General features: G+C 45.6%; 11 protein-coding genes. 9 read left to right on the top strand and 2 right to left on the bottom strand.

Annotated elements, in window-relative coordinates; translation table 11 throughout:
- Positions 1–40: 40 nt before the first annotated feature.
- The 8 genes from GF309_09795 to GF309_09760 all read left to right on the top strand — a co-directional run bounded on the left by GF309_09795 (position 41) and on the right by GF309_09760 (position 8,974).
- Positions 41–991, top strand: coding sequence for an FAD-dependent oxidoreductase (locus tag GF309_09795; protein ID MBD3159068.1), 951 nt, complete (start codon positions 41–43; stop codon positions 989–991).
- A gap of 48 nt (positions 992–1,039) precedes the next feature.
- Complete coding sequence (locus GF309_09790; protein ID MBD3159067.1) at positions 1,040–2,299, top strand: hypothetical protein; 1,260 nt, start codon at positions 1,040–1,042, stop codon at positions 2,297–2,299.
- Between the two features lie 82 nt (positions 2,300–2,381).
- Complete coding sequence (locus GF309_09785; protein ID MBD3159066.1) at positions 2,382–3,929, top strand: hypothetical protein; 1,548 nt, start codon at positions 2,382–2,384, stop codon at positions 3,927–3,929.
- A 96-nt stretch (positions 3,930–4,025) separates the two neighbouring features.
- Positions 4,026–4,448 carry a hypothetical protein gene (locus GF309_09780; GenBank protein MBD3159065.1) on the top strand — a complete coding sequence of 141 codons (423 nt, stop codon included), beginning with the start codon at positions 4,026–4,028 and terminating at the stop codon, positions 4,446–4,448.
- A 43-nt stretch (positions 4,449–4,491) separates the two neighbouring features.
- Positions 4,492–6,042 carry a hypothetical protein gene (locus GF309_09775; protein MBD3159064.1) on the top strand — a complete coding sequence of 517 codons (1,551 nt, stop codon included), beginning with the start codon at positions 4,492–4,494 and terminating at the stop codon, positions 6,040–6,042.
- 287 nt (positions 6,043–6,329) lie between these two features.
- Positions 6,330–7,373 carry a hydroxymethylglutaryl-CoA synthase gene (locus GF309_09770; protein MBD3159063.1) on the top strand — a complete coding sequence of 348 codons (1,044 nt, stop codon included), beginning with the start codon at positions 6,330–6,332 and terminating at the stop codon, positions 7,371–7,373.
- Between the two features lie 11 nt (positions 7,374–7,384).
- Positions 7,385–8,545, top strand: a complete 1,161-nt coding sequence (locus GF309_09765; GenBank protein MBD3159062.1) for a thiolase domain-containing protein — start codon at positions 7,385–7,387, stop codon at positions 8,543–8,545.
- Positions 8,546–8,551: 6 nt separating this feature from the next.
- Positions 8,552–8,974, top strand: a complete 423-nt coding sequence (locus tag GF309_09760) for a transcriptional regulator (GenBank protein MBD3159061.1) — start codon at positions 8,552–8,554, stop codon at positions 8,972–8,974.
- A gap of 16 nt (positions 8,975–8,990) precedes the next feature.
- Here GF309_09760 and GF309_09755 read toward each other — a convergent pair whose 3' ends face one another.
- Positions 8,991–9,704, bottom strand: a complete 714-nt coding sequence (locus GF309_09755) for a hypothetical protein (protein MBD3159060.1) — start codon at positions 9,702–9,704, stop codon at positions 8,991–8,993.
- Positions 9,705–9,765: 61 nt separating this feature from the next.
- Here GF309_09755 and GF309_09750 point away from each other — a divergent pair, with 61 nt between their 5' ends.
- Positions 9,766–10,785: a DUF359 domain-containing protein gene (locus tag GF309_09750; protein MBD3159059.1), complete on the top strand. Its 1,020-nt coding sequence runs from the start codon at positions 9,766–9,768 to the stop codon at positions 10,783–10,785.
- Here the strand turns inward: GF309_09750 and GF309_09745 are convergent.
- Complete coding sequence (locus GF309_09745; protein ID MBD3159058.1) at positions 10,775–12,298, bottom strand: NAD(P)H-hydrate dehydratase; 1,524 nt, start codon at positions 12,296–12,298, stop codon at positions 10,775–10,777. The two genes, GF309_09750 and GF309_09745, sit on opposite strands and share 11 nt — an antisense overlap.
- Positions 12,299–12,404: the final 106 nt, after the last annotated feature.

Below are 12,404 nucleotides of genomic sequence, written 5' to 3'. Positions count from 1 at the left end.
GAATAACAAGAGCAACACATTTCTAGGAGAACATTTTGGGATGTCTGAAGAGAAACGCGACTGGGAATTCGTAGTTGTAGGCGGTGGACCCGCTGGAATGACCGCAGCCATATACGGTGGAAGATACGGTCTTGATACACTTTTATTGGAAGCCAAAGTCCTAGGTGGTGCACAGGCAACGAGCCCGGGTATCGAGAACTATCCAGGCTTTGTCTGGATTAAGGGTATTGAATTGGCAGAACGGATGAAGGAACAGGTTCGAGAATGCGGTGCCAAAATCAAGGAAATCACCGAGGTCGATAACATCGAAATTGAGGATGGTAACAGCCGCAAATTCATACTTGAAACCCAGCGTGGAAAGTATACTGCAGATGCTATTGTTATTGCAACCGGCGGAGGTCATAGAACACTTGGTATACCAGGTGAAGAAGAATACACAGGGCGAGGAGTATCATATTGTGCTACCTGCGACGGTCCTCTCTTCAGAGATCGAAAGGTTGCAGTCGTTGGTGGAGGAAACACTGCGGCTACTGAAGCAGTGTACCTATCAGAAATCACATCAGAAACATTCATGATTCATCGGCGTGATGAACTCAGAGCAGAACATGCCATGGAAAGAGCCTTGATGAATTCTGATGTTGAGATACTCTGGGACACAATCGTAAAGGAATTCAGAGGCAATCAGGTTCTTGAAGAACTTCTCATCGAGAACGTGGAAACCGGTGAACAAGAGACACTTGAAGTAAATGGGGCTTTCGTTGCCCTTGGATCAAGCCCGAACAGCGAAATCGCCCAAGACATAGGGGTGGAGACCAACGATAGTGGAGAAATCCTCGTGACCGACAAGATGGCGACGAATGTGAAAGGAGTATTTGCAGCAGGAGATGTTGTCGATTCACTGAAGCAAATTGCTGTTGCTGTAGGCCACGGAGCCATTGCCGCAGATTCAGCATACGCTTACATACGGCATATGGAAAAAGGTCCGAGATAGTGTACAATCGTTGTTGATGGGAAAGCTTAATTACCGACACCGAGTCCGATGCAAAACAGCAACGCAAACCACAGTTTGCAGCATTTCCATGGCCGTGATATACCCATGAGTAAGGTTAAGATATTTGCATTAGCCGTGTCATTCACTCTGTTATTTCTAGCAATGATCGCTCAACCAGCCCAAGCGAATCCAGCAACGAGGCTGCAAACCGCAAATCGATACCTCGATGATATGTATGACGGTGATGAAGGCGGCTTCACAGTTCCGGGTGCCAGTGCTTCTAGGATAGCAGGTACGTTCGGAGCGATAGTATTCAGGCATCATATGCCACCAAATGTTGACGGAGGATACTTGGCCTCAAGACCCCCACCATTCGATTTGGTTAAAACAAAGAACTTCACACAAAAGGTGCAATGGGTATCAGGTAATGAAGACAATGATAGATACGGTGGCTTTGCAGCATACCTCGCAGGTCCGGTGTCAATCATCTCCACGTTCAGAGCTGTAGAAACGTGGAAAATACTCAATGACCATAATGATATTCCAGGCATGGAGGATGTAACTACCAACTTCACAGCTGCACTCATTTATGTCAACAAAACTCAATCAACCAGTGGAGGCTTTGGTCCACAAGCTGACGCTTCGCCTGATTTGCTTTCCACCTACAGAGCCCTCTCGATCATGGAACATGCAGCTTCGGTTACTGGTGACACAATGGACAAGTGGTTGCAGAACAAAACAAAGACAACTGAATGGATTCGATCCTGTAGGCAAGGGGATGCATTTACACTAACTCCCAGTGCAAGAACAGTCGGTGTGACTCCCACAGCGGCAGCTCTTCTCGCCCTTGATATTTTAGGAGAGTTTCAAGGTACGGATAATCTCCAAGGCATAGCAAATTGGATCAAGGACAGACAAATCATAGAATCCGCCTCAGGAGAATTCATAGGTGGATTTCAAGAGGGTGTCGGAACCAACGACACTAACTTGATCAGCACCTACTTCGCTATTCAGGCACTAAACCTCCTTGACACAATACCTGAAGATACTTCAGCTATTGCAGAATTCGTAGCAGGTTGTCAGGCAGCGGATGGGAGCTGGGGAGCCGTGCCAGGCCTAGAAGAAGGTGATATTGTCTATATGGCCTATGCTGCACGCACTCTAACGACTCTAGATGAAGCATCAATTCTCAACCAAGAGGATCCTAATAATCCAGCACCACCACTGATTGACTGGAGGGTTTTGTTCATAGCATCACTACTCATAATTGGTCTGGTGGTAGCAGTATTCTCCGTTAGAAGTGATTAGAAAGCACAATAGCTTTATCACAAGTTGCTTTGAATCAAGAACATAACACACTTTCAGCCCGTCGCTGATGTGAGTTGATAGAATGTCAGAAGGAAACAGCGAAAATGGTCGGAGCCGAGCCTATCAACGGGGTTATGAATGGTTTTCCAGTACGATAAAACAGAAGCTGGATAATCAACCCTGGAGAAGATTAGGTATATTCTCGTATTATGAAACACCATTTCTCGACGTAGACAACCTTCATCTTTCACCGGAACAGACCATGCTAGCCATGGCCAAACATGGATGTGAATCTGAAGGGGCGACTGTTTTCATTCTAGACATAACTAGTGAACGGGAAACGACAGTAGTAACTGAAAAAGGGTTCAACAACTTCCTTCAACTGTTTAATGGAGAATTTCCGGACTCGAAAAAGCTCTATTTCGGCTCAAAAACCTCAGACCGTACATGGTTGCACGAGTACGAGCAACACAAGATACCTCTCACATGGCTGACGAAGAGACCAAATGTATTTGCTGAGGTTCTCAGTGATGCGTCTCCCGTGGGTGAAGAGATTGGTCCAGGAGATGCCTCTTTTGAGAACGTCGCGGGCATGATTGAAGTACTGAATGAGAAACTGGGACCACCTTCGCTCACTGAGGAAGTAATGGGGAAAATCAAGAAAACAGAAGCAAGTGAATATGCCGGCGAAGCTGTAGGACTCATGACAGTATTTGTCAGTCCGACAACTGCAGTATCTAGGGGAGTCAAGTATCTAGGTAAGTTCATGAACCTGCTCAAGGATCGTAGAAAACAAGAGGTCAAAGAGGTCTATGAAGAATGGGAGAAACGAGTCAAGGAGACTTTCTCTAGAGAGCACTTGTTGAACTTCTTCGATGAGACCGAAGAGTACCAAAGCCCATTAGTTCAAGCAGTAGATAACGAAGAGACAATTCTAATCATCAATGAAAGCCGTGACACCCTATATGATTTGTTTCTTCCATTAATCTTTCATCATCTCATGGAACTTGAGGGATATGTACCGCCGCATAAACGAAAGCGGGTAGCTCCTGATGCAGATGAGGAGGCTCAACAAGCCAATATTTCCAAAAGCGATGATATGGAAGAAGTTGAAGAAGAAGAACTTCGCGAATTTGGAGAAGAACTCATGGAGGTAGCTCAAGGCATTGATGAGGAAGAAGCTCCTCCTGATTCCCAGGATTTCGAAGGAAAACCGAGAATCAATATCTTCCTTGATTCAGCAACATACCTTTCCAAGCTTTCAAAATCGTTCGAGTTTGTGCTTTCTATTCCTGAAACGTACACCAATACATCGCTGGCTACGTATTTCTTTACTGATTTAGAAGAAATACCTGAGCAGGTACAAGACGCGGTTCTCAGATTCATAAGTGAAAAAGCATTGATATTCGATTTGCATCCAACACTCTTTGACTTAGCTTCAGAGGGTATGCCCGTTACTAAGAAGGTCTGGCTAGAAAGCATCTTCAAGCAAATAGAAGAAAAACGGCATAAGGACTCATTAGGTTTTCTTGAATATAACAAGAATCTTGAATCCGAATGGAGATTGCACGAGTTGCACAAGCCAGAACCTAAGATAGTATCGGATATCAAGGGTTGGTTCAGCAGGTAATGCAATTTCAACCCAATCTACTATAAGGCGCAAGAAATATAATCCAATAGAATGCAAGAGGTTGGTAGTGTCCTTTGCCCGGAGCTGATGTGACAAATGTCCGAATCTGATATGACCCATGCTAAGGTACTCAAAATTGAAACCGGAGATACCATAACTCTACCCTCTGATTTTGTTGGAGAAATCAACGAAGATTATGGACTAGCAATACTGGTGATGAAAGACCATAATGTGAAACTCTATCCGGTAGAAAGTAGCGAAGTAAGCTATCTCCGCCTCGAGATCCAGAAACTCAGTAAGAGTTTCTTGGAAGAGCTTACCATGGTTTTTGAACAGGCGGGGCTTGAGGATATACTCTTCACAAGTGGGATATGTCAATCTGAGGATGAATGCTACTACGAATGCTATTTCACACCCAAGCAGCTGAAAATCAGTTCCAGTGACATGAGAGACTTGTTGGACAATATACCCGGAGTCAAGAAAGTCTTGCTCCAAGCTGTCCCCGTGGGCGGAGAATAGGAATCTCTAACCAGCTCCGGCTTCTGCAGGTATTCTGCGGAGAGTGGCCACGAATAAAATGACTGGAGTCAACGGAGTATTACTGGATGGTGACCATTCAGTAGCATTATCAAAACTCGAAAGAATAACCTCTGCTATATCTCACAGAGGTAGATTTCATAGTCATATCTTTACTACTGATCACCTGAAGGAGATTGATCCTTCCAGTGAGCCCAATAATGAATCCAAAATCATCGGGATTTCAATTCTAGAAAAGGAGAAACACAGTCCCTACCTCCGCTTTCATGATAATACCATTATGGTCCTCGACAGCAATTTGCCTGAGACAATCCCACCAGAGATCAGAGAGGGCTGTGCAGAAGATCTCAATCGAGTAACCTCTGGGGGTGAATCTTCGCTGCTGCGGATTCTCTTTGGCACTGTAGCAGTCTATATCAATGAAGATGGGCTCTGGGTTTTCCGGTCGGTAGATGGCACAAAACCTGTCTTCTATGCTAAAGAAGACGGAATCGTGGCTTTTTCCACAGAGAGAAAAGGACTTTGGAATGCAGGGTTTGTAGAATGCAATAGAATCGAGCCATCCCATACTCTCCAGGTTGACTGGAATCAGGAGATTTCTCATTCAAAGCTAATACGACGCTACCGAAACCTCAATTTGCATGGTTGTTTCAAAAGCGAAATCATCGCCCAGCTCAGGACCTCCCTCGAGAAATCATTTGACCGGCTGAGATCTCTTAATTGTGCGGTTCTGTTTTCAGGAGGTATTGACAGCTCGTTAGCAGCATTTATGGCAGAAAAAGTAGCAAATGATGTTGTCCTCATCACCGCCAAGGCTGAAGAGTCACATGATGAAGATGCTGCATCCAGAGCCGCGGATATCCTTGAAATGAAGCACTTGGAAGTAGACCTGAACGAGGAAATCATCTGGAAAATCCTTCCTCGCATCATCTATTCTATTGAAAGCACGGACAAAATGGATGTTGAGATTGCAATCCCCTTCTTTCTTGCTACATTGAAGGCGAATGAAGAAGGCTACGAAGTTGTGGTTTCAGGACAAGGACCAGATGAATTGTTTGCAGGATATCATAGGTATCTTAAGATGTACGATCCGGAAAATCCAGAGAATCTTGTCAAAGAAATGAAAGCAGATATTTCCAGTACTTACAAGAGAAACATAGAACGTGATGAGCTTGCCATCGCCAATGCAGGTGGGCGTGCATTCTTCCCATATCTGTCAACGAATTTCGTAGAGTTAGGCTTGGCAACCCCAGTGAACTACAAAGTATCTCTCAGTGATAAACCCTCTCGAAAAAGGATACTCCGGGAGCTCGCCGATTCTATTGGTCTACCAGAGGAATTGACCTCGGCCAGAAAGAAAGCAACCCAATATAGCTCGGGGACTTCGGATCTTCTCATTGAATCAATACGAAACAATGTACCACAGCTTTCAGACCTTGGGAAAAGCAAGGTTAGCAGGCGAGTTCAACAAGTCTTGAATGACATCGGATTGAAATTGGGAATTCCATCAGTTGCACCTAGAGATGAAGCACTAAACTTCAGTATCAATACTGAAGGTATTTTCACGGACAAATGAGGACAAGAGAAGTGTATTCCCCTAAAACAACGGGAGATAATGCAAACCTTTCAGCATACGTCATTATGCAACTTTTACTAGGGCGTTAGTGATAAATACGAGTTTCTACAGGATAACACATGTCGACAGCATACCAAAGTCGAATCTTTCAATCGTTGAAAGACGATGGTGAGGAGGTTTCGGTATGACAACGTTAAAATATAACTGCTCGGCGAGCAGTTTAACTCGAATATTGACGTATTAAGTTTCGGCAATTTCCGAATTTAACATAGGAGATAAGAAGTGTTATGGTAGGTATCGTAGGTTACGGCGTCTACATCCCACGCTATCGGATTAAGACTGAAGACATTGCCGAAGTATGGGGTGAGGACGGCGAGAAAATGGCGAGTGGACTTGGAGTGTATGAGAAATCGCTACCGGGTCCCGACGAAGATGTCGCAACGATTTCTGTTGAAGCAGCAAGAAACGCAATCAAACACGGTCGAGTAGACCCGACAGATATCGGGGCGATCTATGTTGGTTCAGAATCACATCCTTATGCAGTCAAACCAACTGGCACAATTGTAGCAGAGGCGGTTGGTTGTTCACCCAACATGACAGCTGCAGACTTTGAGTTTGCGTGCAAAGCTGGAACAGCAGCAATCCAGACATGTATGGGACTAGTTAAATCCGATATGATCAAGATAGGCTTGGCCATAGGTTCGGATACTGCCCAAGGACGACCTGGAGACGCGCTTGAGTATTCTGCTGCTGCTGGTGGTGCAGCATATCTTATTGGAGAAAAAGACGTGCTTGCTACCATTGAAGACACGGCATCATTCACCACTGATACACCTGACTTCTGGCGCAGGGAAGGTGAGGACTACCCTAGTCATGGTGCACGATTTACCGGAAAACCAGCATACTACCGCCATGTCATGGAAGGAGCCAATCTTCTTTGGGAAAAAACTGGTACGACCGTCGACGACTACGATCATTTTGTTTTTCATATGCCAAACGGAAAGTTCCCAGTTTCTGTAGCACGGAAACTTGGTGTTCCTATGGAGAAGCTAGAGGAAAGTTTAGTGGTTCGTCAAATCGGGAATACGTACTCAGGCTCAGCAATGATTGGTCTGGCTCGCATTCTAGATATAGCTGAACCCAATGACCGGATTTTCATGGTCTCATATGGATCCGGAGCAGGAAGCGACGCCTTTGATATTCGGGTCGAAGAGGAAATCACTGAACGAAGAGGGGAAGTTCCAACAGTGGACGATTATATTACGCGGAAGACGTATGTCAATTACGCAATATACGCCAAATACCGGCGCAAGATAAAATCACTTGAATAGGAGGAGTATTCATGAGCAAAAAAGTAGCGATTGCAGGCGTAGGAATGTCGAAGTTTGGTGAGCTGTGGAACAAGAATCTGCGTGACATTACTTTGGAAGCCGGTATGGCAGCGATTATCGACGCCGGCGTAGCGGGAGCAGATATAGAAGCAGTCACCATTGGAAATATGAGTGCAGGAAGATTTACTGGTCAAGAGCATCTTGGAGCGCTGGCAGTGGATATGGGAGGGCTCGGAGATATTCCTGCGTACAGTGTTGAAGCCGCATGTGCAAGTGGCGGAGCAGCGATTCGTCACGCGTACATGGCAATAAAATCTGGTGAGCATGACGTTATTCTCGTGCTTGGATGCGAGAAAATGAGTGATGTCAATCAGACAGAAGCCATGAAGACCATTAGTGTTGCATCAGACTGGGAATGGGAAGGAATGCTAGGAGCAACATTCCCTGCTCTTTATGCTTTTATGGCAAGAAAACACATGTTGGATTACGGAACCACAGATGAACAACTCAGCCTGGTTGCCGTAAAGAACCACAAGAATGCGGTTGATAATCCATATGCCCAGTTTAGAAGAGAGCTCCCATTAGAAGTAGTAATGAATTCAGGATATCTTGCCGACCCAATACGATTGCTCCACTCATCCCCAATCACAGACGGGGCAGCCGGTGTAATAATGTGCACAGAAGAAAAGGCGAAAGAATTCACTGACACTCCAATCTACGTCGAATCTTCAGCTCAGGCTAGCGACACTCTCGCCCTCCATGAACGAGAAGACATAACCACGATGGGCGCCGTTGTTGAATCAACGGGGACCGCCCTTGATCGGGCCAAATGTTCGATAGAAGATATTGATGTGTTTGAACTACACGACAGCTTCACAATTAGTGAAATCATGCTCACCGAAGACGTGGGCATCGTGGAGAAAGGTAAAGGCGGTGAAGCAGTAGAGAAAGGTTTGACTCAAATTGATGGTGAATACCCCGTAAATCCCTCTGGTGGCCTCAAAGCACGTGGCCATCCAGTTGGAGCAACAGGGGTCGCGCAGCTTGTGGAGCTATATCACCAAGTGAAAGGTGACGCTGGAAAACGACAGGTGCCTGATACTGAACGCGGCCTAGCCGTGAACATCGGCGGAACAGGTGCGACCTCGATAGTACATATCGTGGGGAGATGATGACAAATGGCAGAACACGGAGTAGCAAAAGTCTGGCGTAAGCAACAGGAAATCTACAGGATACAAGGAAATCACTGCAAAACATGTGACCGACATTTCTTCCCTCCGAGACCTGTCTGTCCGGAATGCAGAAGGAAAGGTGATTTAGAGACCTACAAGTTCAAGGGTCTTGGAAAAATCCACACGTTTTCTGTGGTCCGACAGGCCCCGGAGGACTTCAAAAGGCAAGTGCCTTACATTGTAGCTCAAGTTGAACTAGATGAAGGGCCGAGATTGACAGCACAGATTGTTAATTGTGACATTGAATCTGTATATGTCGGCATGCGAGTCAGAGCTTGTTTCCGAAAAATAACTGAATACGGACCAGGTGGAATCATCGTTTATGGCTACAAATTCGAGCCAACGATGAGAGTAACAGGCCACGAGTAAGACACTCGTTCGGCCTTCACCTTTCCCGTTTCTTTTTTACAGACAGTTTTAGACTAGTCACACCTTTAGCAGCGGGAATTGCCACATTTCGAACGAGAGTATGGTTGATTCTTGCCTCCTGCCTTGTTGCGTCATGGACGTGGCCATGAATCACCAAATCAGGTTTTTCATCTTCAATCATGCTGTAGAATTTCTTGCTTCCAAAGGCGCCAAAGGATCGGTCATCAGCACCCTCACATGTTTCAAGACAGGGAGCATAGTGCATGAGTAGAATGCGATAATCAACTTTCTCTGCTAGCTTCTTGAGAAGGTGTTCCACACGGGATGGCCTCCTGTTGAACACTCGCTTGATTCGAGGAAGATTCCGTTTCTGCCATCTTGTTGGCTTATCAAGAGATCCCTGCGTCCCAACGATTCCGAATTTGAGTCCCGCGATATCAAGAATCACAGATTGATCATCGAGAAACAAGACTCGCTTCCCAAAAATATCTGATATCTCCTCTCTGACCTCCAAATATTCTTCATTTCCAAAACATGCCACAATCGGGAAATTGTCACCGAAATGACGCTCAATAGTATTGAGAACCACGTCATATTGAGAAATCCGTCCGCGGTCTATCATATCGCCTGCCATGAGGAACAAATCCGGTTCTTCTAGTAGTTCCAAGCTTTTCTCAAATTTGTGAAGATACCGTGGGCAGTGAACATCAGCAACCGCAAGTATTCTCATGTGTTCAACACATCATCGGATTACTAAACCGGGTAGAGACACATATACTTAAAGCTTGGAGATGAAATTGAAATGCTGTGAGAATCCAATGTCTGGAACATGGGCCCTTAATCTCTTTGATAGACTCCATTTGGGTCACGAAATCCTTCTAGAAAGACTCTCTCAGAAACCCGAGCCTGTGGCTGCGGTTACTACAGGGGAACTCATTGAACATGAACTTGAACTCGCACCGATTATTCAGCCAACATCATACCGGATAAAAAAGCTGAACGAATTTCTCGAAAGAATAGAATTGTCGGATAGAATAGAAGTCAAAGAAATTCACAGATATGAGGAGCTCCTTGAGATTCCAGGAAAAACGACTTTCATGATGTACATAGGACCCTGTTGCACCGACGTGGAAAAACGCGGAATCGATCTGAGGAAGACCCAACTAGGCATCAAGGATGAGATTGAGTACCTCAAACCAGTCAGAGCAGACGACGGCAAGAAGCTCTCGTCGGCCAGAATACGGAAAGGTGAAATCGATCACGAAGGTCATCGCCTGCGTGGAACTCAAGAACCACCTAGGAAGCTAGATCTTGAAACACGCAAAGACCTCAAAACGCCAAAAGGAACAGTGTATGATGTTGCGGATTGTACGCCAGAAAAAGAAGTAGTAGCTCGAATCAAAAAAGAGGGGCCCGCATGTGTGATTGCAGTTGGAGACGTAACCAGTGCAACTCTTTTAGAAGAGGAGTTCGTGCCAGACGTATCTATTGTTGATGGCAAGACCAAACGTGGACCCTTCGATAAATCATTTTCAGGGGAAAAGGACTACTATGCGTACAATCCTGCAGGAATGCTATATCCAGAAGCTTGGTCTGTAATAGATACAGCCATCCATGATGATAGGAAATCAGTCGTCTTTATAGAAGGCGAAGAGGATCTTATGGGCTTTCCTGCAACGGTACTAGCATCCGTAGGATCCGTAATGCTTTACGGACAGCCAGATGTTGGAATTGTGTGGGTACCGGTCAGTGAAGAGAACAAAGCACTTGCGAAGGAATTCTTAGAATCTATGCCGGTTATCAGTGACTAAAAGACTGAACAGCCGCTGGTATTTGCTCTATGCAATCGGTTGGAAGGATATGATATCCGAGGTTATTGAAAGCCTTCTCGCCTGCTACTCCAGAGACAAAAGCAGAAGCGCAGGCAGATGTAAAGGAATTCTCATGCCTTGCAAGAAAAGCAGCTGTGATTCCTGTGAGCACATCTCCTGTTCCGCCAACCGTCATAGCAGGTGTTCCAGTCTTATTCAGCTTGTATTGTCCACCTGGCTCCGCAACTACGTCGATGTGACCTTTCAAGAGAACTACAGAGTTGTACAGACTGGCAGCTTCTAGTGCATAGCTGATTCGGCTATCCAAATCTTTCGGATTGTTGAGCTCTTTCTCAAGGAGAACACTCAGCTCACCCCAGTGCGGAGTAAGCACCGAATCTTGTGCGTTGAAAGAAGTGAACTCTCCAGCTATGCTTTTCAGGCCATCAGCATCAACAACAATCTTCTTCCCCATATCAGTAATAGATTCAAGTATCTTGCGAACGGCTGAAGCCGTAGCTTTCTGAAGCCCTAGACCAGGGCCAATTGCTATTACGTCACATTTCTCTGCAAGTTTCGTGGCTTTGTCTGTAGATTCAATTGACAGGACGTCTGTTCCCAAATCATGTACAATCATGCTTGGGCTGTAGGATCTGATTGCAGGTACCACAGGATTGGGAGCAAGAATCTCAACCAAGTCAGCCCCGGTTCGCAGTGCACCCAAACCACATAGTGCGGGCGCTCCAGAAAACACATCGCTGCCGCCAATAACCAAAATCCGACCATAGTCGCCCTTGTGAGAGTGCGGTGGTCTTCTCCCAGCCACCACTGAAAGGTCTCCGGGACCACATATCCGAGCTGCCTCAGGAGGCATACCAATTGGGACAATTACAATCTCACCAGTATATTCCTTGGCCTTCAACAGGCCAGCTTTCGGTGCATGCATAGTAATTGTGGTACCAGCTTTTACTGCTGTACCCCACACTTTTCCAGTATCTGAATCAATACCAGTAGGAATGTCAATTGAGAAAATTGCCGCGTCAGAGGCATTGACACGCTTCACTGCCGATTTGATAGGTTCTCTAACATTGCCGCCCAAACCAAACCCCAGCATCCCGTCAACGATGATATCCGCTTCGTCCATTGTGGAACAGCTTGCAACAGCGGATTCGGTCTTCAGTTCCTGTACGTGTATACCATCCAAATTCTTTACAATATTCCAATTAGCCTCGGTATCCTTGCTTGTAATTCGGTCTTCAGAACCGAGAAGACATATTTCAACAAGTGCTCCAGTTTCGTGCAGATGAAGAGCAGCAACCATACCATCTCCCCCATTTCCACCCCTTCCAGATAAAATCAGAATCTTGCGGCCTTGAACCTCAATCCGTTTAGCTATTTCACGTGCAACCTCTCTTCCAGCATTCTGCATGAGTGTTCCAAGATCTATTCCCAGATATTCACAATTGAGTTCAAGGATGCGCATCTCCTCGGTTGTCAAGGCTTCTTTCTGCATGTTGTCTCACCTTGCCGTTGATTAGGACATTAAGCATTCCTAATGAAGGCTTTCAAATGCTCCATTAGTCATGAAAAGCACAAAATCAACATGTCGAATGTACAGA

The sequence above is a fragment of the Candidatus Lokiarchaeota archaeon genome, from assembly GCA_014730275.1.
Classification (GTDB): domain Archaea; phylum Asgardarchaeota; class Thorarchaeia; order Thorarchaeales; family Thorarchaeaceae; genus WJIL01.
Note: the sequence above shows the minus strand (reverse complement) of the source record. Positions and strands in the feature narration are given on the sequence as shown.